Source organism: Legionella nigrisilvae, from assembly GCF_977063395.2.
In genome coordinates, this window is record NZ_CDRUGZ020000011.1 from 606,460 (window position 1) to 629,781 (window position 23,322).

The window sequence follows — 23,322 nt, forward strand, 5'->3', positions numbered from 1 at the left end:
ACCTCATAGAATAAACTACAGTAGCTTAGCATTTTTGACTATACGTGCACCTGATTCAAATAATTGCTCCTTTAATTTATTGAGATCCGAATACACCAATTTTCCCCGACGTTTTACACACCTTCCGTCAATAATAACCGTATCTACATTATTTCTATTTGCATAAAATACAATGGATTCATAAAGACGATGTACTGGCCAAATGTTTATCTCTTTGAGATTAATAAGTATTAGATCAGCTTTCATACCTGGAGCTAATGTACCGATAGATCGATCTAAATGAAGCGCTTTGGCTCCATTGATTGTGATCCAATCTAAAGCGTCATCGCATGTTAAATGGATGTTTTTGACTGACCCACCAGCATCAAGTTCCTTTTGATTATCCAGTGCACGCTGTGTCTGCAAAGCAAAACGCAGCTGAGTAAACAAGTCACCACTCATATTAGAGGGGATATCGGTACCTAAAACAGGCTTGCCACCAACATCTAATAGTTTTCCAGTTGCTGGAAAACCATGTCCCATTTGCATTTCAACCTCGGGAGTGATGCTCAGTGATGCACCATGATCTGCAATTAATTGATATTCTTCTTGTACTAAATTATTTCCATGCACAAAATTTATTTTGTCACTAAGCATTCCGATTTCGTATATTTTTTTTACCCCGAATTTTGCCGCACTTACCCCTACGTGCATCGTAGCTAATACATTTAATTCCCGAGCTAATTTAATATCGTGAAGCAATACCTCTTTTTGGGTGAAATCAGGACCTCGCAAAGCTAAGGCCATTTGTATTCTACTATTGGTTTGGAGCACCTGTTTCTTAAAAAACTTAACTGCATCATGCGGATGTTTTTCGGAACTCTCAAACCACCACTTTGATGAATCAATCCCAGGGGTACCATAAGCAAAAACAGCACGGATACCGGAATCTTCCAGCCCTCGTAGAGCATGCTGGGCATGCTCAAGGCTATTAATGTTATTACACCAATCGAGTACGCACGTTACTCCAGCATCCATTTGTTCTAATGCCCCATACAGATTGGCTAGATACATATCTTCCGGAGAAAATTCACGCCCTAGATCATCAAGCATTTTTTCAAAATAATTAGTTAAGCTCCAGTTTCCCGCAATACCATGCAATCCCGACTGCCATACATGAATATGGGTATTGATTAAACCTGGCATAGCCACCATATCTTGAGCATCTATAATTTCAGCATCCGTATGATCAAGATGTGGAGCAATATCTTCTATCCTGTCATTAACGATTAAAAGATCCATTTTTTCTGAAAGGAAGTTTTTCGTATTCAATAACACTGTATTTTGGATCAGAATAGGTCTTTTTTTCATCTTCCTACCTTAATACTTAGATCATGTGCAACATCGAATAGTTCAAGTGAATGGTATAAGTATAGCTTACTTAAAGAAGCCTCTCGTTTTTAGTGGGTTTAAAACAAACAACTATTTCCGGGGACGGGTATATAACAAAAGCTCAACAAAAAGGAAGGATCGGATGCAAAAATCTAATTTTCCATCCAACCTTTCATTTTACCACTAATAATTCTCTTGATAAACAAGAAATTATCAAAAAATTATACTTTTTTAAAAATTGTCTACTATAGTTATTTTAAAATAATAAAAATAAAATTAGGGGATATCATGTTACTTCGCTGGACCGCTGTAACCCTTTTGATTAGCGCCCTGAATTCTCCATGTTTTGCAGAAGAAAAAGAAATTGCAATTACAATTGATGATCTTCCTTTTGTTGGTTCTGGTGCCGCTACACCAGGAAGCTTGAAAAGAACTCAAGCCCGATTTATGGCCATAGTAAAAGCTCTTGTTGACAATCAAGTCCCCGCTACTGGATTTGCTATTGGAGGATCTATTCCGAAACCTGAATGGGAGCTTCTTGAAACATTCCGTAATCAAGGTTTTGCCATAGGAAATCATACTTATACTCATAAAAGCTTGAATAATATGAGTGCAGATAAATACATTGCTGATATTGATCACGCAGATACGGTTTTAGCGCCAGTATTGACCGAACCAAAATATTTTCGCTACCCTTACTTAGCAGAAGGAACAGGGCAGAAAAAACAAAAAGTATATGATTACCTCGCTGCTCATCAATATACGATCGCTCCAGTAACAATCGACAGTAAAGATTATGAGTTTAATGCTCGTTTCTACAAAATCCCCTATAGAAAAAGAGCTCAAATTCTTCCAGCATTTAAAAAACGCTACTTGGCGTACATTTGGAAACAGACATTACTCGCAGAGCGAAGAGCGAAAAAAGTTGATGGTCAACCCGTTAAACAAATCTTATTAATCCACGCTAATCTTATTAATAGTTTATGTTTAGAAGATATTATTGAATTATATAGAAATAATGGGTACAAATTTATAAGTTTAGCTGATGCGTTAAGAAATGACGGGGCGTCTGTCAATGGCAATACGGAAGCATTAAATAGCGTGATACCACCTGTAAAAGAGGCTCTGGGAAAAACTGCATCAATTAAGACATCGATATAGGAGTGGTTTTTCGGGCTCCCCTACCCGCCCTTTCGCACCTTTTTCCCTAGGAAAAAGAAATCGCACCGAAAGAGTACCCCCCTCTCCTGGGTTGGACAGGGGGTAAAGGAAATTATCCAGAGATTAACTTATTTTTTTCTAGGCGAGATATTGCTTGCTTGGGAAGGAGAATCCAGTAGTGACCATGGTTTTTCATATGGCCCGCAATTAAAGTTGCTTTTTCGCCGCCACCCCAAAAAACATCTCCGCGTACTTTGCCGCGTATTGCTCCGCCTGTATCTTGAGCGATCATCAAACGTTGCATAGGCTTATTTTCATTGGGATTGTTGCTATCAGGACGTGTAGTAGTTAACCAAAGAGGTGCTCCCATAGGTACCCATTGCTTATCAATAGCAAGCGAATATCCAGGGGTTAATGCCACACCTTGTGAGCCTAAAGCGACGCCATCAGACATTTTATGGAAAAAAACAAATGATTTATTTTGATTAATTACTTTATCCATCTGCTTAGGATGAGCTTCCAAATAACGCTTTATCGCCTGCATTGACGCGTTATCTTTGGTCATCACTCCTTTTTTGATCAATACTCCCGCAATTGCAGTATAAGGTTTGCCATTTTGAGAGTCATAACCTATAGAAAGATGGCTCCCATCCTCAAGTTCAATTACCCCTGAGCCTTGAATTTCTAAAAACAAACGATCTATTGGACTATTAATCCATACTAAAACGCGTGCTTTACCTTTAAGTGCTCCATTATTAATTTCTTCACGAGTATAATAAGGGACCAGTTTTTTACCCTCTAACCGACCTACAATACGGCGACTTTTTAAATCGTTAAAAAATAGACCCAAATCAGAGGTCACAAGATCCTCCGGAGTTTCGTAGAGAGGAACATGAAATTCTTTGGATTTCTTATAGCTTCCTTTAATTATAGGGACATAATAACCGGTGAATAATCCAGGTTTGCCAATATCAGTGAATTCCACAGGCGTAAACCATTTTTCAAAAAATTGCTTGGTTTCTTGTTCTGATGTAGGAGAAATTTTTAAAGCAGCATTACACGCCGGTTGCCAATCTTTTACTTTTAAATCTATATCATCCGTCCCGACCATTTCCTCGGGATTTTGTTTGATAAAAGCACGACAGGAAGTTTGGAAAGTCAGTAGAGATTTTTTCAAATCCGCTGATTTCCAACCAGGTAAACGTTCAAAATCAGCCTGTTTGAACATCTTTAAGGGCTGTTTTGCGGGCCAAAACCACCATGCCAAACTACTTACGGCAATCAAGGCTAAAAAAAGTGTAATAAAGCGTATTTTCGTTTTCATAGGCGAACAATTTTTACACGTTATGGAATATTTTGCAACGAAATATAACAAAATTTAAACATTAAGTTCTTATTAAAACCTATTGGTACGTACACAATTCATTTAATAACAAATTGATATTAAAGAATTTTTTTGAAACACTCAAATAAAAAAATTGCATCAATGCTCAATATAAAAAAAATTTAATAAATTGGTAAAATCAAAGGATAAAAACATATAAATCAATCAAAAGAACCCAAAAGTCTGGTTTAGTTATATAGAAGGTAAATACCTCCAACTGCTCACTCCAAGAGAAATCGACCGCTCCTTTGCAAGACAAGGAACAACTCTTCCTGCACTGATAACCCTTATTTGTAATAGAGAAACCGGGTTCCCATCCTCGATAGGTACTACTGTGACGCGTTGATGATGTGTTGCAAACTTCCGCCCCTTATCCCGGGCTACCAAACAGGGGAACTCCCCCAAATCTTCAATGTAATACTTGTATTGGGTTAAACCACTCATTAAAGAGCATCCTTTTTGATGGAGCAGATGATGTATCGCTTGGTTTGCAGAGTCCGAGCGGACCAAACAATCCTGATTGAATGCTTGGGGTTGATGCAACAGTTGCAAGGTTACATCCTCTAATTGATAAAAACTCTGATGTAACATTTCTTGTTTATTGATTGCCTTATAATAGAGCAAAATATGCTGCATCGAGGTCAATGCCAGGATACTGATCACGCCAATAATAAGTAGCGTTATTAATAAAATAAACCCTTTATTTGTTCCACTCATCCACGCACCAAGACCCTAAGCTCCAGTGTTTTGTTCTCCTCTAAACCCATAGTAATTTCGAGAAACTGCTTCTCCTTTATGGTTCGCTTTCGAGTATGGATGTAATGAATTAAAGGAGTTATTTCCTCTGTATGGATTAACTTATAATGTAAGGTATCCTTATGATGTGTATTGTTCTTAATGAACCATTTCTCTTCAAGATACTCACCAACATAAGTTGAAGTATTATAGGTAAAAAATAGCGGTTTTTTGAGAACAATAAGTGAATGCTCACTTTGAGATTCGATATCGAGTAGTTCGTGTATCTCAGCGTGTTCACAATCTGCAATAATTAGGGGACGCTTTTTATGAAATACCACTGAATTCTTGACCCATATTTTTGTTCGACTCTCAATTTTGATTATTTTTGCAAAATATTCACTCATACGATTGACTTGAATCAATTGCTCCGGATGGTTACCCACATGCAGAGCTTTAATTTTGTTTTGATGCGTTCGACGGTCAATAGTTTGCAGGCGCTCTATACCCAAACATGGAGTAAAACCGGCGCGTCTAATGCTATCACTTAGCAAATCACTCACCCATTGCAAATCAAAACGTATTGCTAAAACTTGTTCCGTCTCAAGATATTGATGCTTACTCTCTAGAAAAAGCTGGATTAGTACTGTCATAATCAAACTTGCCAGAAAAAGACTAATTAATACTTCAGTCAAACTAAGCCCCGTTTGTTTTTTCATCTATTAAGTTCTTCCTATGGGACTACGTTTACGGGTTATAGTGCCTAATTGTTCAAACCATGCAAGGTGAATCAGTATTTGGTGGTTTTGTTGTTGTTGTATTTCCAAATGATACGAAGAAGGAATTGGAGGAAGTTTGGATGTCTTAGCCGCTAAGGTTTCCTCAATTTGATCAAGAAATTGAGATCCTTGTGTTCGAAAAACTAATTGATTTAATAATTGTTTGCTCTGCCGTTGTTGTTGTAATAACACGAGAGTCAAAGTAGTTACCAGTATTAAAGATATCAATACTTCAGTAAGGGAAAATCCCTTTTGTCGATTCAAATTCCATATCCCTGTGGTTGGTTTGCCTGCACAGATTAGCGCCCTGGAAATAAAAATTCAAGCGCTATAAAACTGCGGCAGGCAGTAAGAGTTTCAATTTAAACCAAATGATTTATTTGTAATCTATTAGATTGTTATTAACCATTAATGTGTTTAAAATGGCACCGGACATAACCCATAAGAAATACCCACCAAATAACTAGGTAATTGAAGGGGATAAATGATGTATGCTTATTTCGCTAAAGGTGCAACCGTAGGACATGTATTGGCTCGCCGGGTTTTAAGAGAACTTACTAGTATTCCCGGGATAATTCTAGACTTTATGTTTGCTATATTCTGGATTCCAGATTACACCTCCTACTGGGCCTCAAATAGCGCACATATAGAATATGCAGATGGCACCCGCCACCACGGCGTCATGCGTGGCGTTTTTGGTTGGATAGGAGAACTATTAGGTTTTATAATTGGCACCCCTGTCGGAGCCATTATAGGTACCGCTTTATTTTTCCCTGACTTACTGTTCCAAGGATTTCTTTTTCTAAAGAAGAAGCTCTATGATTCACTGGATGAGTTTGCAGTTTTTATTGGCAGGACAACTTTTTTCGAAAACCTTAATGTGTATGAAGCACCCAACAGTTACGGTCAAAAAGCCTGGAATCTTGGAGTTGCTACAGTAGGCATTCTATTGACTGCCCTTCCTTATATCGCAGCAAAAGTTCTTGAATTTTTTATACCTTTCTTACCCTTATCTGCTCCTATTGCTTACATCGGTTCTGAACTGGGGGGACTGGCAGGATTGGGTCTTGGGGTGTTACTTTATATACCTGCCTATTTTTTAAACAAATGTACCGATTTGATTGAACTTTGCAGAAATGCCGTACTTAATGGGGTGGCTCTGGTTTATGGAAAATCTGGTGAGGTTCCGGTTGGTGCTCGGGGTAACCAATCCGACTGTTGTGTCCCAGATAACGCAGTGCATTCAGATGAATTTCTTGCTCAAGTGGAGCATTATAATCGCACCTCATGGGCACAACTTATTTTTGGCCCATTAAAAGGACAAGCATCCTCCGGTAAAAAAGAAAAAAATTCTAAATCAAATATGGTTCTACTTCAGGACCCTATTACTCTTGATCCTCTCGGAATAAATGGAACTCCTACAGTTATTGATCCCCATGGACATACATTTAACGACTATAAAGGAGGCGGGGTTGATAGTATTCGTTTTTGGGTACGCCAACACCACACATGTCCAATTGATCGGGCATATTTAACCGAAGCTGATTTAATTCCAAATCGTGCCTTTGATGACTTGGCTGCTCAAATGAATTTTTCTAAAAAATAATTTATACCGGATGTCCAACATCCGGTGAAAATTAAATGATTTTTAATCTCATAGGCTCGTGACAGAATGCTAAAGCTTGGATAATATGGGAAAAATTTATATTAGGGAAAATTATGACGGTTAACTTTCAGCAATTACCTCATCCAGGCATACGATCTTTAATCCCCTATAAACCGGGCAAATCTATAGAAGAATTAGCGCGTGAAAAAGGGATTAATGACCATGATATTATTAAAATGGCCAGCAACGAAAATCCTCTAGGCTGCAGTCCGTTAGCTTTGGCCGCATTGAGAGAAATGTCTCCCCACGTTCTTGCAACTTATCCCTCACCAATCAATCACCCTATAATTCCTAAACTCGCCCATAAACTAGAAATTGATACCGATCAGCTTTTTGTAAGTAACGGTTCAGATTATATATATACCATTCTACTTAACTGTTTTGCATTACATCATGACAAACATATCATCACCCACGAATACGCATTTAGCACCTATGCAATTCAAGCCCATACCTTAAATATCCCCGTTCATACTGTTGGGATAGATTCAAATTGGCAAGTCAACATAGATAAATTAATTCAAGCCTGCAACGAAAAAACAAGTATTATTTTTCTAGCGAATCCGAATAATCCTACGGGGGTCCTTATTAATCAAAAGGAAATAAAACGTCTGTTAGAAAATATTCCTGAAAGTACCTTATTGGTCATTGATGAAGCATATTATGAGTATGCTGCTTCCCAATTAAATGAGAACAGTATTGAGTGGCTCGCTCATCATCCCAATTTAATCATCACACGCACCTTTTCAAAAATATATGGATTAGCGGGCGTACGATTAGGTTATGCCATGGCTCATCCCTCAATCATTGAGCTCATGCGCCGTATACAGCTTCCTTTTACTGTCAATCAGGTCGCTCTAACCACCGCTTATGCAGCACTGGATGATGATTCATTTATCCAATTAAGTTTGCGAACCAATGCAGAAGGGATGGAACAGATGAGGGAGGGATTAGAACAATTAGATATTCCCTACCTACCCTCTGCATGCAACTTCATTACTTTTGACTCTAAGGAAGATGGGATTCGGCTCTACAACTATCTGCTCGATAGAGGTATCATCGTGCGACCTCTGCATCCGTATAAGATGAATAATTACCTACGAGTAACCATAGGAACTAAGGATCAGAACAATCGATTTCTGGATACTCTCAATAACTATTATGGTTATTCAGGGTAATAGAATTTGCCAAAAACCTGCAAGTAAGGAAAATAAAATGACCAGTGACTTAAGCAGCAAACATTGCGAATCATGTGAAGGCATAGGGGCTGCATTAAATGCAGAACAAATTAAGAATTTGATGCCACAATTAAATAAAAATTGGGAGGTTAGTGCAGATAACCGAATTATTAAACGAAGTTTATCTTTTAATAATTTTTATGAAACAATGGCCTTTGTCAATGCACTCGCATGGATAGCAAATATTGAAAACCATCATCCAGATTTAGAGGTAGGTTATAACTATTGTCACGTAAGCTTTATGACTCATGCCCTTAATGGTTTGAGTCATAATGATTTTATTTGTGCAGCCAAAATGGATAAATTGTTAGCAGACTAATAAGTGTAACCTGGCTGCAGCGAACCGGAACCTGGCTTTTTCGATAACAATCTGGGTTCCGTCTGCTGCACCCAAACTCCTAACTCCTAATATTTCATCACCACGTGCTCATCCCCCAAAAGGTTGGTCAAAAGCCCAAGTAACTCATCACTCGGAATTACTTGCCATTGTGGTGCAAGACTCAACTGCGCTTTTGCATAGTCATTACAGTAGGAAAACTGCACTGAACAACGACCCACATGAGCTTTTAACAAGGCCTGAATGGAAGCTAATATTCCTTGATTCCCAGCATGCAAACGCAACTCCAAACATCGAGCAAATTTAGTACGAGCAGTAGGAACATCGTAGAGAGAATTTGCAGTCATTTTCACGCCGCCATTATAATCATCATGCGCAACTTCTCCTTCGATAACTAACATATCTCCAGTTGCCAAATTCGCCACAGAAGACTCAAAAAGCTCTCCAAACACAACGACATCAAGTCGCGCCGTAGAATCATCCATCCCCAAAATGACCAACTTCTTCCCACGCTTAGTCACAATTTTGCGAATTCCTATTATTTGTGCACATATGATGGCTTTTTTATGCATCGAGGGATTTAATTGACTGATAGAAACGATAAATTCACCAAATTCTCGTCGATATTGATCGGCAGGATGTCCGGTTAAATAAAACCCTAAAACTTCCCTCTCCCCTTCAAGACGTTGAGCCTCAGACCAGGGTTTGCACTGCACGTACTCATGCTCCTTGCTCTCCTCTTCCAATAAGGAAAGCAAATCAAATTGACCACTGGATTGATTTTGATGCTCTTTTTCCGCTACTTTTAACGCTTTTTCCAAAGAAGCAGTCAATATAGCGCGTTCCACATTCCAATCATCAAAAGCACCACTTTTAATAGTTGCTTCCAATACACGTCGATTTACTTTACGCAGATCAAGGCGTTGGCAAAAACTAAATAAGTCAGTATATATTCCCCCAGTCTCTCGTTCTTGGGTAATACAATCAATCGCTGATTCACCCACTCCTTTTATGGCCCCAAGACCATAAATAATGGTGGCGTCATCGGCAGTTGTAAAATGATACATTGAGTGATTGATTGAAGGGGGCAAAACCTTTAACTTCATATGAGCACATTCATCAATAAAAGTGACTACTTTATCCGTATTATCCATATCTGAAGACATAACTGCTGCCATAAATGCCGCCGGATAATGCGCCTTCAGCCAAGCAGTTTGATACGCGACCAAAGCATACGCTGCTGAATGTGATTTATTAAAACCATAACCAGCAAATTTTTCCATTAAATCAAAAATATGGGTTGCTACCTTTTCATCCACACCTCTGGCAGTGGCTCCTTGAGTAAAAATTTCTCGTTGTTTTGCCATTTCTTCTGGCTTTTTCTTTCCCATGGCACGACGTAATAAATCAGCAGCCCCAAGAGTATAATTTGCCAATACCTGAGCAATTTGCATCACTTGTTCTTGGTATAAGATAACGCCATAAGTGGGTTTTAAAATCGGTTCTAAATCAGGATGAGGATAGTCAACGGCCGCACGTCCATGCTTGCGATCAATAAAATCATCGACCATTCCAGATTGTAAAGGTCCTGGTCTGAATAAAGCCACCAACGCGATAATGTCTTCAAAACAATCTGGCTGTAAGCGATTAATTAGTTCTTTCATACCACGGGATTCCAGCTGAAACACCGCTGTGGTTTTACATGCCTTTAATAAATCAAAAGTCGCTGCATCATCTGTGGGTATTTGACTGATATCAACCGGAGGTAAGCCCTCCGCAACTTGTTTTTTGTTTACTGTGGCTAATGCCCAATCGATAATTGTTAGAGTGCGTAATCCTAAAAAGTCAAATTTGACCAAACCTGCTGCCTCAACATCATCTTTATCAAATTGGCTAACAATTTGATTTGAACCTTCTTCACAATAAATTGCAGTAAAATCTGTAAGCTTAGATGGCGCAATAACAACACCCCCAGCATGTTTTCCCGCATTACGGGTAATTCCTTCAAGTTTTAAGGCTAAATCAATTAACTCTTTGACTTCTTCTTCCTCGGTATAACGGCGTTTGAGCTCTTCCTCTTGCTCCAATGCCTTGCTTAATGTAATACCAATTTCAAAAGGAATTAATTTTGCTAATTTATCTACAAAACCATAAGGATGCCCTAATACACGACCTACATCACGGACCACTGCCTTTGCAGCCATGGTACCAAAGGTGATAATTTGTGAAACACTTTGTCTGCCGTATTTTTCCGCTACGTAATCAATGACACGATCGCGTCCTTCCATACAAAAATCGATATCAAAGTCAGGCATGGATACCCGCTCTGGATTCAAAAAACGCTCGAAAAGTAATTCATACTCTAAAGGATCCAAATCGGTGATTTTTAATGCATAAGCCACCAATGATCCGGCTCCAGATCCCCGTCCAGGCCCCACAGGCACACCATTTGCTTTGGCCCATTGAATAAAATCAGCCACAATTAGGAAGTAACCAGCAAAACCCATGTTATTAATAACGTTCAACTCTATCTGGAGTCGTTTATCGTATTCTCCTCGAGAGGTCTGTAAGACTTCAGGTTTGTTTTTAAATATTTGCAGTAAGCGCTCTTCTAATCCCACTTGTGATAAATGCGATAAATACTCCTCAACCGTAGAGCCATCTGGGATAGGGAAATTGGGGAGATAATTATTACCTAAGTCTAGTTTTACCGTGCAGCGCTTAGTGATTTCAACAGTGTTTTGAATTGCAGAGGGCAAATCAGAAAATAAAGCAATCATTTCATCGGCTGAGCGTAAGTACTGTTGCGCACTATATTTTTGCGTTCTTCTAGGGTCTGCTAATGAATAACCCTCATGAATGCAAACACGAGCTTCATGAGCTTCAAAATCCTCCTGATCAAGAAAACGAACATCATTAGTTGCAACTAACGGTAATCTCAGCTCGTCAGCTAAGGCAATTAATTTTTCATTATACCGGGATTCATCAGGCCGCCCCGTACGTTGAATTTCCAGATAAAATCGGTCAGGGAAAAGGGTTTGCCAATATAATGCCCGGCTTTTTGCCAAAGCATCATCATTGGCTAGCAGAGCCTGTCCAATATCCCCAAATCGTCCACCGGATAAAGCAATGAGTCCCTCGGAATATTCCTTGATCCATTCATTGTGTACTCTGGGTTGTCCTTGGTATTGACCTTCTTGGTACGCTTTAGAAATAAGACATGTTAGATTTTTATACCCTTCTAAGTTTAGGCACAAAAGAACTATAGACGAAACGCGTTCTGGCTGCTCAGGGTCATGGCAAGGTAAATCACTTCCAATGATAGGTTTGATTCCCGCATCAACCGCACTCTTATAGTGCTTCACTGCAGCAAACAAATTGCAATAATCAGTTACCGCAACGGCACACATTCCTCGAGATGGTAGAGCTTTCATTAAAGGTTTTACTCGAACCAAACCATCAACTAAAGAAAACTCAGTGTGAACACGTAAATGTACAAAACGTTGTTGCATAAGGAAATTAACTCATTAAGCTTAATTGAGGAACTTTAACCTAAATCAATCGTTTTGCCTACCTGCACCAGCACGATAACAAAACCATAAATACGTTTTAAAACTATTTTTATTCAAATATGGGATTGATGTGGATCAAAAGCATCGCGGACCGCATCGGCAAATAAGTTAATTGCTAAAACTAACATAAACATAAAGAGAAAGGCAGCCATCATAGGCCACCAGATTACTGGATTACGTGCGAGCTCAAAGCGTGCACTATTGATCATATTACCCCAACTAATTGTCATGGGTGAAACCCCTACCCCCACATAAGAAAGTAATGCCTCAGCCATGACTAGAAAACTAAAATCCAAAACCAAGGTAATTACTACAATATGCATTACATTTGGCAGTAAATGTTTGCGAATAATGGTAAACCAATTAGATCCTAAGGCACGTGCTGCTTGAACATAATCCACTTCACGCAATTTCAAAGTCTCTGCTCGCAAAAGCCGACATAAGCTCGTCCAACTCGTCACGCCTAGAATGAAACAGAGTGCTAACAAACGGGCATCTGCGCTCTGCGCCAAGGTACTAAACTGCTCTGGGTGATTGGCTATATACACTTGCAAAGATAAAACTGAGGCGGTGATCAATAAAACACCCGGAATCGAACTTAGAGTAGTATAAGCATATTGAATCAGATCATCTGCAAAACCACCAAAATACCCAGCAATAACCCCCAAAAATAAGGCCAAGGGCAACATAAATAAAGTGGTTAAAAGACCGATGACCAAACCGGTGCGGATGCTCTTAATTGTAAAATAAAAAATATCTTGGCCAATTTGTCCCGTGCCTAATACATGAAATACTCTTGAAAGCTCATATCCAAGCGCAACAAAAAACGTCAGGACACCAAAAGTAATTAGGGTACTTAAGCTGGGAGCACTTAAAACAAAAAGAGGTTTTATTCCCCGGCTAAAACGAAACAAAATCAGAACTACTCCAGTAAAAAATGCTATTAATATACTGCTTTTCAATGCACTTCTAATTGAACGTTTTATAACCTCATTTTTCTCTGATTCGGTTTTAACCCACTGTCGAGGATAAATTAATGTTGGATAAGTTTGCTTAACAACACCATTTATTAAGGTGGTTTCACTGATGAATTGCGTTAAAGCTAAAGGTGCAGAATAAGTTTTTTCGGAAATCTGATCTATAGGAGCAAGAATCCTATCCAACAAAGTTGTCGCAGTTTCTGAGTCCTTTTGTACCGAGGCAATATGAATGGAATCCAAAACCCCAATAATAATAAAAAATAATAAAATGATGCCCGCACTCACTGCAATGGGCTTATGCAAAATGAGGGAAAAAGAACGTCTAATATGTTGCTTACGCAAGCTTAACAAAATGACCACTACGCTTAAGGCCAATAAGGTGAGAAAACATTTATCAGTCCATAGAAACTCAAAAGTCATTTTTCTTCTCAAATAATCTCATCATTATATTTTTTATGATAACCTCACCCGAGGATCGACCACCATGTAGGAGATGTCGGTTAATACCAACCCAACAATGTAAAGAATTGAGCCCAAAAACACCATAGCCCTTACTATAGCAAAATCTTGTTGTTGAATCGCGTCAATCGTATAACTGCCTAGGCCGGGTACGCCAAAGAACGACTCCAAGATTAGGCTACCCATAAATAGTGAAGGAATGAGCACGACGATACCAGTTAATATGGGTAGCATTGCATTTTTTAATACATGTTTGAACATTACTTTTTGCTCAGATAACCCCTTGGCTCTTGCCGTTTTTACATAGCCTTTGTGCATTTCTTCTAAGAATAAAGTACGATACCATCGACCACCAGCCCCCAAACCACTAAGTACTGCGACTGTAACTGGCAAAATAACAAACTTCAACGCATCAACTCCCCCGTCATAGCCTGAAATGGGTACGAGACGCAATAATTTACCAAAAAGATATTGGCCACCAATAATATAAAACAAACTGGATATGGACATTAAAATAATGCACAGCACCACACCAGTTAAATCAAGGTAAGTCCCCCTAAAAAAAGCCATGGCCATAGCTACAATAATGTTAGCTACAATATCCAATAGTAAAACAGGGACTGCGATTGAAAGACTAGGCCACATCCTATAGGTAATATCCTCACTAATATCACGTCCAGAATCAGAGACACCAAAATCAAAAGTAAAAAGCTTCAGGGATTTTTGAAAAAACAAGGTGGCTTGTATTTTTTGTATGCCTGTTTTTTGTTCGTTGTAGAATAAGGGTAAATCATAACCATGCGCTGCTTTCCAATCCTCAATTACTTGCTGCTCCACATGTTTCTGTCCTAAATGCATCCGCGCAATATCATCAGGTGTATTCACCATAAAAAATAAAATAAACGTAATGAGATTAATTCCAAAAAGAATAGGTATTGAATAACTTACTCGACGAAATAAATATTTGATCATGATAGAGAGGTCCGTTCTGCTGGTTTTCTTTCTTTCTTGTAATACGCAATAACCAAAGGAAGAACTAGAATTAAAATAAGCACAAACAAGAGACCCAAGGGCCAAAAAATAGGTTGATTCCAAAGTAATCTCAATTTATTGCGTTCAGGCACATTGAGAGAAATATATTTTAAAGTTGCAAAAGACATAGTATTGGGCTTCACTCGTGTAACCCAGTTTTGTGATAAAACAAACTCTTCCGGATGTATCCCCCAGACCCATGGCGCATCATTTCGCACAATTTGCAGCATTTCATCAATATACTTCTGCCTTTGCTCATCATTTTTTCTATTTTTCATTAAATTAAAGAGGCGATCAAATTCAGGATTTTGATAGTTTGCGGCATTCTCACCACTAAATTTAACTTTTCCGTTGGCACCATACAATTGAAAGAGAAAGTTTTCAGGATCCGGATAATCTGCCACCCACCCCCAACTAAATATTTGGGCATCTCCAGTGCGCATTTTTTCTTGAAAACGATTATACATAGTCGCACGAACATTTAAATCAATGCCTATTTGGGCAAATTGTTTACGCATCCAATCAAAGAGCGACTTGTCCTGAGGGGCTCCTGTTGTGGTTACATCATAATGTAAAATCAAGTGATTTCCAGTAGCGGGATCCACTCCATCAGGATAGCCTGCCTCCACCATGAGTTTTTTGGCATCACTTATAGGACGTCGTTCTATATCGCCATTATTCCATTGATAAACATAGGGATTAATTCCTTCTTTACCTTTTTTATGACCAAAAATACCGGGTGGAATGGGTCCTTGGGCAGCAATACCTCGGCCATTATGAAAAATTGCTATATTTTCCTCATAGTTTACCGCGATTGAAATGGCCCTTCTTAACTTTCGGGCTCGTTCACTTGAACCACCTACTACTTTATCAAGCATATTAAAGCCCATATAGTAGGTTGAAGGCTGTAACTCTTCCGTGAGGTACATGTGTTTTTTTTGCATCTCAAGAGTTAGTTCTGCTTTGCCATATCGATTCGTATGAATTGCTTGATCAAAACTATCCGCACCTACAACAGAATTATCATAGTAACCTTGCAAAAATTTATTCCATCGGGGAATGGATTCCTTTTCGAGTGTAAAAACTGCCTTTTCAATAAAAGGTAAGCGTTTACCCGCATTAACCAAATATCCCAATTTTCTATCTTCATCTGAACCCATGCTTGGATAATAATCTTCGTGAAAATTTGGATTTTTTTGTAAAACCATACTTCGATTGGGATTATTTTTTACCAACATAAAAGGACCTGTGCCTACAGGAAACCAGCTCAAAGTGATGTTATTGTCCAGCATTCCTGGTTGGGAATAAAAAAAGTCCGCTTCCCAGGGTATGGGGGAAAAAAAACTCATAGCCAACCAAAATTGGAATTGAGTATATTCTCCCTTTAACGTGATCTCAAACGAGTAGTCATCTATTTTTTTAAGTCCCTTTAAAGGGTAATTACGCAGATCAATGTATTTATTATTTTTAGGTAGGCTTTGCCCATATTCCGCAAAACCCACAATATAATCATTCATTAAACCGTAAATCGGAGAGCTTAATTGAGGATTCGCCAAACGTTTTATTTGATATATATAATCATCAACAATCAATTCCCGTGTCCCAGTATGCTTAAAATCAGACAATTGATTAATTCCTTTATCATCTAAATATTCCGTTGTTATATGATGATAACGGTATATGCCCTTATCATCTTTAGCGAAAGCAGGATGAGGCTGGTAATAAATTCCTTTTTTAATATGTACCGTATAAACGCTAAAAGTAGGAATTTGCTGACTGTTTTCAGGCAATGGATTACCTTGCGCATCCAGGTACCTTAACTGGGGCATTTCAGTAGCTATTAATGGAGTTAATTGATACGGCCTTTGTAAATAATCATACTGCAACAAAGGTTCATATATTTGGGCAATAAAAATAGACTCATTCGTTGAATAAGAGAGTGCGGGATCCAGAGTTTTAGGCTGTTCGGAAAAGGATGAATAATAAATATTTTCTTTTGATTGCACTTGTGGATAGGGATTATTTAAAACCCAAGGCCAAGCATAAGCGAAGCTAAAGCTTTTTAAAAGCAGTACAATCAGAACCATTCGCCGTATACGATTCAAAAAAATATCCTTATATAAAGGCGTCTCAAGGACGACAAACCAGTGATCAAAAAATCTTTTCCCCAAAGAAGATAATGAGCGAACCTCGCCATTTACTTCAGCAGACCCAAAACCTCCTCTCATCGCAGCGATAACTTCTAACTATCCAACATTTCCAGAAATTTCTCTTCATCCAAAACAGCAATACCCAAATCATTTGCTTTATCCAATTTGGACCCAGCTTCGCTTCCAGCAATCACGTAATCTGTTTTAGCAGAGACACTACCGCTTACTTTAGCTCCTAAAGCTAACAATTTTGTTTTAGCTTCTTCGCGACCCATAGTACTTAAAGTTCCGGTTAAAACGACTGTTTTGCCAAATAAAAGATGTTCTTTATTGACTTTCTTCTTCTCCAGCTTTGGCCAATGAACTCCAAGGGCTAATAAATGTTCGATAACTTTGCGGTTGTGATCCTGAGCGAAAAAATGGACCACATTAAAAGCACCGACAGGACCCATATCTTGCAAATTCATCAACTCTTCTTCTGTTGCTTTAGAGATAGCATCAATATCTCCAAAATGCTCTGCCAACATCCGCGCACTCGCCTCACCGATTTCACGAATTCCAAGAGCATAAAGAAATCGACTAAGGGTTGTTTTCTTACTTTGCTCTAAAGCATCTAATAAATTTTTGGCCGACTTCTCTCCCATACGGGGAAGATTTGACAGGGTATTAACATCAAGCCTGTACAGATCCGGTAAATGACGGACAATTCCCTCATCCACCAACTGTTCTATAAGTACAGCTCCCAATCCCTCTATATACATGGCCTTACGAGAAGCAAAATGCCACATCATTCGTTTCAATTGAGCCTTACAGAATAACCCACCAACACAACGAGCAACCGCTTCACCTTCCTCACGCACCACTTCAGAACCACATACAGGACATGTTTTAGGTAACTCAATCTCTTTGGTATGTGCAGGGCGTTTTTCTAGAACAACAGAAACCACTTCAGGAATAACATCTCCAGCACGACGAATAATGACACTATCACCAATACGGATATCTTTTCTAATAATTTCATCCATATTATGTAATGTTGCATTACTTACAGTTACGCCTGCCACATTGACCGGTGCCAAACGTGCCACAGGAGTTAAAGCGCCAGTTCTTCCTACTTGGAAATCAACAGCTAAAAGTTGCGTCATCTCTTCTGAGGCAGGAAATTTATGGGCGCAAGCAAATCGAGGTGCTCTTGAAATAAAGCCAAGTTGTTGTTGCAAAGGAATACTGTCAATCTTATAAACAACCCCATCAATTTCAAAGGGAAGTTGATCACGTTTGGCTAATATATTATGGTAATAATCCAAACATCCTTTAATACCTATCTCTTTTTTGGTATCTAAAGAGACTCTAAAACCAAACTCTTTTAGTAATTGCAATTGCTCCCAATGCGTGTTCGGTAAGCTGTACCCTTCGCAAGCTCCTATTCCATAGCAATAAATAGCTAAAGGCCTACTTGCTGTCACTGCAGGATTCAATTGCCGTAGACTACCTGCTGCAGCATTACGAGGATTAGCAAAAACTTTTTCGCCAGCCTCTTTAGCTTTTTTATTGTATTCTTCAAAGCCTGCTTTCGGCATATACACTTCACCCCGTATTTCGATAATACGAGGTGGTGTGGACACTCTTAAAACCAAAGGAACCGCAGCGATTGTTTTGATATTGGCTGTAATATTTTCCCCAGTAGTTCCATCCCCACGTGTTGCAGCAGAAACCAATGTTCCATTTTCATAGGTGAGATTAACAGCGAGGCCATCTAATTTAGGTTCACAAGTAAAAACTAATTGCTGAATGGGTTCGTCGAGTTTTTCGGTAACTCGTTTAATAAAGGCTTGCAGTTCTTCTTCAGTAAATACGTTCGATAGAGACAACATCGGTTGCCGATGAGTAACCGGCATGAATGCATCTACAGGAGCACCCCCCACACGTTGAGTGGGGGAATCCGCCGTCAATAATGCAGGATGCTTCGTTTCTAAATCGTGTAATTCGCGAAAACATCTATCGTATTCGGCATCAGGAACCAATGGCTCATCAAGGACATAGTAATGATAATCATATTTCCTAATTTTATTTTTCAACTCAGCTATTTGTTCCTTAATCTCATCAATACTCATTCATTTCCATCCATAATTCAAACCCAGAAGCCATTGCTTCTAAAAATATGTCCCCTCACCCCCAGCTTTGCATCAATTTATAACCTTACTGAAGGGTAAGCAATGATCTTAAAACATTAGTTTATCATTAAAAAATATGCTATAGATACATATCGATTCAACAAGAACCGAGGCGTGATAAAATGGATTTTAAACGTATCTTAGTCGCAGTATTTTTATTTGCATTCTCTGCAATAACTTATGCTTTTTCTCAGTCTCATGAATATGGCAATTTGGGTATTGCTTTTATACATGGAACAAATGACCACCGAGAAGATGCCGAGGGGGGGTATTGGAAAACCGATTTTATTCAAGATATAGCCCAAGCACTTCCTAATCCTGGAAATTATTATGTAGTTCATTGTGATTACAGCAAATATATGTGGGAGGAAGATGTTGCGGGGTGTACTGCGAATCAGTTATTGGATTTTATAAATCATAAAAAAATTGACTCTCTAATTCTCTATACACATTCCAATGGCGCCAATGTAATGCGTTGGATTCTCTCTAATCCAACCTATGATAAACGATACATGCTATTAAAAAGAAAAATTAAGAAAATTATCGCATTAGCACCTTCAAGTGGAGGGACCCCGCTCGCCGATATGCTTCTCAACGGAGGAATTTTTGAAGCCAGCTTGAGTTGGTTATTAGGATATACAGGCGATGCAGTGAAACAACAACGTGTAGGTGACATGCATATCTATAATGAAGAACTCTTATTTGGCACTAAAAAACGTCCCTCCTTGCCCGTACCTTTTGATTCAGTGATAGGAACTAACGTTATCTCCTCCCCTTTTTCTTCAGCCAGTTATTGTAACGGTTATTTACTCAATAGCGGTTTAAGGCTTGCTAAAATCTATTTGGATTCTTGTGCAGATGGTTTTTTAAATTGCAGTTCCCAAATTGCTGCGGGATCCGTTTGGTTTTACGATAAAGAACAAACGGAAGATCAAACGACACTGAGTCATAACCAAAGTCGTCATTCATGTTTTGGACTCGATAAAATATTGATTTCTGTCTTAGATTCAAAAGGAGCTGCAAAATGAGAACTACTCTTACTTTTCTGTCTTTATTTTGTTGCGCACAGGTCAACGCATACAACTTACCACAAATTCCAGTTAAATCGTATGATTGTGATATTTGCGATAGCTTACCTCATGAAAGCCTACAAGATCATTGGAAGATTGCGGCCAGTCCTTTAAATAAAGCAGAAAGCAACATTCAAAAAAGTTACAGTTATCAGCAGCGAGTTACCGCTGCTCAATTGCAAAAGGGTGTCAACTTACCGGTTCAAGCTGCCGAGGCTGTAATACGCATTATTCCTTTGGAAAAAAACAAATCCATGCCTGAATTGGAGTTAAAAAGTGGCTCCGGTTCATTCATTAGTTTAAAAGAGGCTTCTTCCCTCTACAGTCAAGATGAAGCTATAGATGAGTCGCTAAAAATCGGTTCACATCAGACCATGCTCCAAATCAAACCTGATTTAGGTGCGGGAAATTTCATAATCAAAAGCAAATCAGCAGACTCTGAAAATGAAGCACATACTTATCTGATTGATGTTTTTGAAAAATATTCATTGATTTATCTCCAAATTGAACCATCGGCCTTACAATATCAATATGGAGCTCAATTTAACGCACTTATTACCCTAAAAGATAATGTAACCACTTATCCAGTAGAGGATATAGATGCTACGCTAGTAGGTCCTGACAACCAAACTATACCTCTCAAAATAAAAGAGGTAAAACGTAATCAATTCCAAGCCAGCGCTGTCTTATCTTCTGATGTGAATCCTCATGGAGTGAATTGGTACATCGATGTGGATGTATTATGCGAACTTAGTGATAATAGCCCTCTTCATCGCACTGGCCGAGCTGCGTTTTCCTATGCAATACCTTCTGCCAGTCTAGTTAGTATAAAAAAAATTTCCTCTAACCCCTTAACTTTAGCCGCAACGGTAGAAGTAGCGACAGGAAGTCGTTATGCATTACAAAGCGTTTTATACAAGAAAAACTCAAAAGGAATAGATATTCCTATTGAAACAGCACAAAGTGCACAATGGCTCGAACCAGGAAAACAAATAATTAAATTTAGCTTTGACAATCCTGCACATTTAGCAGAGGATCAGCTTTCTGTTGGTTATTTACACCTGACTGATTACGGGCAATTAAAACCAGTTTATCAATACGATCAAACGATTAAACTAAGTCAACTTTTGGACTAATGAATGCAATTTTTATCTTCAATGACCTTACTTGAGGGCATAGCATGTGCTTTAGCCCTGCAATTTTTAATTTTGATTTGGCTTTTGATTACCCAAAGCCAGCAAAAAAAACTGAGCCGGCAGTGTAATGAAAAGACTATGGAATCTTTTACCATGCAGCTGCACCAGGTTCACTTGGATGTAAGTCAGAAAATTGCCCAAGGACAATTAATGACCCAACAGCTAATCCATGATACCGTCCAAAAACAAATGACGGATGTTCGTGAGCAAATTAGCCATAGCTTTAAACAACATGCCAGTTCGCTCACCTCTCACTTACAGTTACTCACTGAAGAAATTCGCACTCATCTCCATACCTTAACGCAACAAGTTAACCATAAATTAACTGAAGGCTTTGAAAAAACTTCGTCCACTTTTATTGACGTAGTAAAACGATTAACGATCATTGATGAAGCACAAAAGAAAATCACTGAATTATCAAGCCATGTGGTTAGTTTACAAGATGTACTAGTAGACAAAAAAGCACGAGGAGCTTTTGGTGAAGTACAACTGGCGACACTCATAAGTAACATGATTCCACCCAACCATTTTGCGATGCAACATACATTAAGTAATCAGAAACGAGCTGATTGTATTTTATTTTTGCCTGAGCCAACGGGTAATGTAGTAATAGATGCTAAATTTCCTTTGGAAACCTACCAACGGTTAATTAATACTGAGACGGGTTCAGTCGAAAAAAAATCATTACAACAGCAATTTCGACAAGACATTCAGAAACATATTAAAGACATTGCAGATAAATACATCATTCCAAATGAAACTACCGATGGTGCCATGATGTTTATTCCTGCGGAATCCATTTTTGCAGAAATACATGCCAATTACCCAGACTTAATTTCATTATCTCAAAGATTAAAAGTATGGCTTGTTTCCCCAAGCACGTTAATGGCCGTACTTACGACAGCTAAAGCGGTACTCAAAGATGACGCTACTCGTAAACAAGTTCACATTATTCAAAAACATCTCCAAGCTTTGGCAGATGATTTTCAACGTTTTGAAAAAAGAATGGACAAACTCTCCAAACATATCAATTTGGCACATCAAGATGTCAGTGAAGTAAATACGTCCGCCAAAAAAATTACATCGCGTTTCCAAAAAATTGAGTCAGTTGATATCGAATTAGATGAGTTGGAACTCATTGAAACCGATACAACAAATGAAGCATAAATTGATCTAGAATTTTGTAGCCTTGGTGAAGGCAGCTTAACCCGAAGATACGATCTAAATAAACTCTCAATCCAGGGATCGCTTCACTTCACACAAGTATAATCCAACATTAGCTTAAAAAAGAAAAGTTATATGACGTCTCCATTTACTGAAAAAAATTATCTTAATCAAACATTCACCCAATTTAGTATTGAAAAAACACGAATTGAACAGATTAAATTTGAAAACTGTCAGTTCAAGCAGTGCAAATTTACTGACGTTATTTTCACTACTGTAACCTTCACTGATTGTGATTTTGAATCTTGCGATCTTACATTGGCAAAATTTCCAGGATGTAAATTTTCAGAGGTTTCATTTAAAAACTCAAAAATCATTGGAGTAAACTGGACGGAATTAAGCTGGCCCTTAGTCAAACTGACTAGTCCACTTTATTTTTATAGGAGCAACTTAAGCCATTCCAGTTTTTATGGGCTTGAACTTTCTAATTTGATTATTGAAGAATGTAAAGCGCATGATATTGATTTCAGGGAAGCAAATTTATGTCATGCAAATTTTGTAGATTCCGACCTACTGAACAGTCTGTTTCTCCACACAAATTTAAATTCTGCTGATTTCACAAATGCCATCAACTATCTAATCAATCCCAACGAAAATAGAATTAAACATGCACGTTTTTCATTTCCTGAAGTCATCTCTTTATTAAATCATTTTGATATTAAAATAAATGATTGGACTTAAAACCATTAAACGATACTAAGAAAACACTGGCATTTTAATAAACTGTAATTTTAAGATGAACCAAAAACACACATAAGGTATAATTGCTAACTTTTAAATTTGATTTGCCTAAG

The 23,322-nt window shown here is 38.4% G+C and carries 18 protein-coding genes; 8 read left to right on the forward strand and 10 right to left on the reverse strand.

All coding sequences use genetic code 11. The features are described from left to right. Positions 1–15 precede the first annotated feature (15 nt). A complete protein-coding gene (locus tag ACWTE2_RS02745) occupies positions 16–1,350 on the reverse strand; it encodes an amidohydrolase family protein (RefSeq protein ID WP_454784050.1) in 1,335 nt (444 codons plus the stop codon). A 309-nt stretch (positions 1,351–1,659) separates the two neighbouring features. Between ACWTE2_RS02745 and ACWTE2_RS02750 the strand changes: the two genes are divergently transcribed. Next, positions 1,660–2,532 carry a polysaccharide deacetylase family protein gene (locus tag ACWTE2_RS02750; RefSeq protein WP_454784051.1) on the forward strand — a complete coding sequence of 291 codons (873 nt, stop codon included), beginning with the start codon at positions 1,660–1,662 and terminating at the stop codon, positions 2,530–2,532. A 112-nt stretch (positions 2,533–2,644) separates the two neighbouring features. Here the strand turns inward: ACWTE2_RS02750 and mltA are convergent, their stop codons facing one another. From mltA to ACWTE2_RS02770, 4 genes are all read right to left on the reverse strand, one after another. Further along, entirely contained in the window at positions 2,645–3,856 is a 1,212-nt protein-coding gene (gene mltA, locus ACWTE2_RS02755; RefSeq protein ID WP_454784052.1) for a murein transglycosylase A, read from the reverse strand. A gap of 252 nt (positions 3,857–4,108) precedes the next feature. Beyond that, on the reverse strand, positions 4,109–4,633 hold the full coding sequence (locus ACWTE2_RS02760; RefSeq protein WP_454784053.1) for a type II secretion system protein: 525 nt from the start codon (positions 4,631–4,633) through the stop codon (positions 4,109–4,111). Then, positions 4,630–5,370, reverse strand: coding sequence for a PilW family protein (locus tag ACWTE2_RS02765; RefSeq protein ID WP_454784054.1), 741 nt, complete (start codon positions 5,368–5,370; stop codon positions 4,630–4,632). The genes ACWTE2_RS02760 and ACWTE2_RS02765 overlap by 4 nt, the downstream gene beginning before the upstream one ends. A gap of 3 nt (positions 5,371–5,373) precedes the next feature. Continuing rightward, positions 5,374–5,694, reverse strand: a complete 321-nt coding sequence (locus ACWTE2_RS02770; RefSeq protein ID WP_454784055.1) for a prepilin-type N-terminal cleavage/methylation domain-containing protein — start codon at positions 5,692–5,694, stop codon at positions 5,374–5,376. A gap of 220 nt (positions 5,695–5,914) precedes the next feature. Here ACWTE2_RS02770 and ACWTE2_RS02775 point away from each other — a divergent pair, with 220 nt between their 5' ends. The 3 genes from ACWTE2_RS02775 (at position 5,915) to ACWTE2_RS02785 (ending at position 8,653) form a co-directional block, all read left to right on the forward strand. Further along, complete coding sequence (locus ACWTE2_RS02775; protein ID WP_454784056.1) at positions 5,915–7,036, forward strand: RING finger protein; 1,122 nt, start codon at positions 5,915–5,917, stop codon at positions 7,034–7,036. A 113-nt stretch (positions 7,037–7,149) separates the two neighbouring features. Next, positions 7,150–8,274, forward strand: a complete 1,125-nt coding sequence (hisC, locus tag ACWTE2_RS02780; protein WP_454784057.1) for a histidinol-phosphate transaminase — start codon at positions 7,150–7,152, stop codon at positions 8,272–8,274. A gap of 37 nt (positions 8,275–8,311) precedes the next feature. After that, a complete protein-coding gene (locus ACWTE2_RS02785) occupies positions 8,312–8,653 on the forward strand; it encodes a 4a-hydroxytetrahydrobiopterin dehydratase (protein WP_182390998.1) in 342 nt (113 codons plus the stop codon). An 86-nt stretch (positions 8,654–8,739) separates the two neighbouring features. Here ACWTE2_RS02785 and dnaE read toward each other — a convergent pair whose 3' ends face one another. From dnaE to ligA, 5 genes are all read right to left on the reverse strand, one after another. Beyond that, complete coding sequence (dnaE, locus tag ACWTE2_RS02790; protein ID WP_454784058.1) at positions 8,740–12,183, reverse strand: DNA polymerase III subunit alpha; 3,444 nt, start codon at positions 12,181–12,183, stop codon at positions 8,740–8,742. 113 nt (positions 12,184–12,296) lie between these two features. Continuing rightward, positions 12,297–13,643, reverse strand: coding sequence for an ABC transporter permease (locus ACWTE2_RS02795; protein ID WP_454784059.1), 1,347 nt, complete (start codon positions 13,641–13,643; stop codon positions 12,297–12,299). Positions 13,644–13,676: 33 nt separating this feature from the next. Next, on the reverse strand, positions 13,677–14,654 hold the full coding sequence (locus ACWTE2_RS02800; protein ID WP_454784060.1) for an ABC transporter permease: 978 nt from the start codon (positions 14,652–14,654) through the stop codon (positions 13,677–13,679). Then, entirely contained in the window at positions 14,651–16,801 is a 2,151-nt protein-coding gene (locus tag ACWTE2_RS02805) for an ABC transporter substrate-binding protein (RefSeq protein ID WP_454784433.1), read from the reverse strand. The genes ACWTE2_RS02800 and ACWTE2_RS02805 overlap by 4 nt, the downstream gene beginning before the upstream one ends. A gap of 155 nt (positions 16,802–16,956) precedes the next feature. After that, positions 16,957–18,978 carry an NAD-dependent DNA ligase LigA gene (gene ligA, locus ACWTE2_RS02810; RefSeq protein ID WP_454784061.1) on the reverse strand — a complete coding sequence of 674 codons (2,022 nt, stop codon included), beginning with the start codon at positions 18,976–18,978 and terminating at the stop codon, positions 16,957–16,959. 182 nt (positions 18,979–19,160) lie between these two features. On the opposite strand from ligA, the gene ACWTE2_RS02815 reads away from it, so the two are divergent. The 4 genes from ACWTE2_RS02815 (at position 19,161) to ACWTE2_RS02830 (ending at position 23,209) form a co-directional block, all read left to right on the forward strand. Then, entirely contained in the window at positions 19,161–20,066 is a 906-nt protein-coding gene (locus ACWTE2_RS02815) for a hypothetical protein (RefSeq protein ID WP_454784062.1), read from the forward strand. Further along, positions 20,063–21,244 carry a DUF4785 domain-containing protein gene (locus ACWTE2_RS02820; protein WP_454784063.1) on the forward strand — a complete coding sequence of 394 codons (1,182 nt, stop codon included), beginning with the start codon at positions 20,063–20,065 and terminating at the stop codon, positions 21,242–21,244. Before ACWTE2_RS02815 ends, ACWTE2_RS02820 begins: the two co-directional genes overlap by 4 nt. A gap of 3 nt (positions 21,245–21,247) precedes the next feature. Then, positions 21,248–22,471, forward strand: coding sequence for a DNA recombination protein RmuC (locus ACWTE2_RS02825; protein WP_454784064.1), 1,224 nt, complete (start codon positions 21,248–21,250; stop codon positions 22,469–22,471). Positions 22,472–22,603: 132 nt separating this feature from the next. Beyond that, positions 22,604–23,209: a pentapeptide repeat-containing protein gene (locus tag ACWTE2_RS02830; RefSeq protein WP_182391006.1), complete on the forward strand. Its 606-nt coding sequence runs from the start codon at positions 22,604–22,606 to the stop codon at positions 23,207–23,209. The last annotated feature ends 113 nt before the right edge of the window (positions 23,210–23,322 follow it).

Coding starts and splice junctions, on each gene's coding strand:
- ACWTE2_RS02820 (WP_454784063.1), top strand. CDS start 20,063: ATGAGAACTACTCTTACTTTTCTGTCTTTATTTTGTTGCGCACAGGTC.
- hisC (WP_454784057.1), top strand. CDS start 7,150: ATGACGGTTAACTTTCAGCAATTACCTCATCCAGGCATACGATCTTTA.
- ACWTE2_RS02775 (WP_454784056.1), top strand. CDS start 5,915: ATGATGTATGCTTATTTCGCTAAAGGTGCAACCGTAGGACATGTATTG.
- ligA (WP_454784061.1), bottom strand. CDS start 18,978: ATGAGTATTGATGAGATTAAGGAACAAATAGCTGAGTTGAAAAATAAA.
- ACWTE2_RS02760 (WP_454784053.1), bottom strand. CDS start 4,633: ATGAGTGGAACAAATAAAGGGTTTATTTTATTAATAACGCTACTTATT.
- ACWTE2_RS02815 (WP_454784062.1), top strand. CDS start 19,161: ATGGATTTTAAACGTATCTTAGTCGCAGTATTTTTATTTGCATTCTCT.
- dnaE (WP_454784058.1), bottom strand. CDS start 12,183: ATGCAACAACGTTTTGTACATTTACGTGTTCACACTGAGTTTTCTTTA.
- ACWTE2_RS02750 (WP_454784051.1), top strand. CDS start 1,660: ATGTTACTTCGCTGGACCGCTGTAACCCTTTTGATTAGCGCCCTGAAT.
- ACWTE2_RS02830 (WP_182391006.1), top strand. CDS start 22,604: ATGACGTCTCCATTTACTGAAAAAAATTATCTTAATCAAACATTCACC.
- ACWTE2_RS02795 (WP_454784059.1), bottom strand. CDS start 13,643: ATGACTTTTGAGTTTCTATGGACTGATAAATGTTTTCTCACCTTATTG.
- ACWTE2_RS02765 (WP_454784054.1), bottom strand. CDS start 5,370: ATGAAAAAACAAACGGGGCTTAGTTTGACTGAAGTATTAATTAGTCTT.
- ACWTE2_RS02800 (WP_454784060.1), bottom strand. CDS start 14,654: ATGATCAAATATTTATTTCGTCGAGTAAGTTATTCAATACCTATTCTT.
- ACWTE2_RS02745 (WP_454784050.1), bottom strand. CDS start 1,350: ATGAAAAAAAGACCTATTCTGATCCAAAATACAGTGTTATTGAATACG.
- ACWTE2_RS02785 (WP_182390998.1), top strand. CDS start 8,312: ATGACCAGTGACTTAAGCAGCAAACATTGCGAATCATGTGAAGGCATA.
- ACWTE2_RS02805 (WP_454784433.1), bottom strand. CDS start 16,801: ATGGTTCTGATTGTACTGCTTTTAAAAAGCTTTAGCTTCGCTTATGCT.
- mltA (WP_454784052.1), bottom strand. CDS start 3,856: ATGAAAACGAAAATACGCTTTATTACACTTTTTTTAGCCTTGATTGCC.
- ACWTE2_RS02825 (WP_454784064.1), top strand. CDS start 21,248: ATGCAATTTTTATCTTCAATGACCTTACTTGAGGGCATAGCATGTGCT.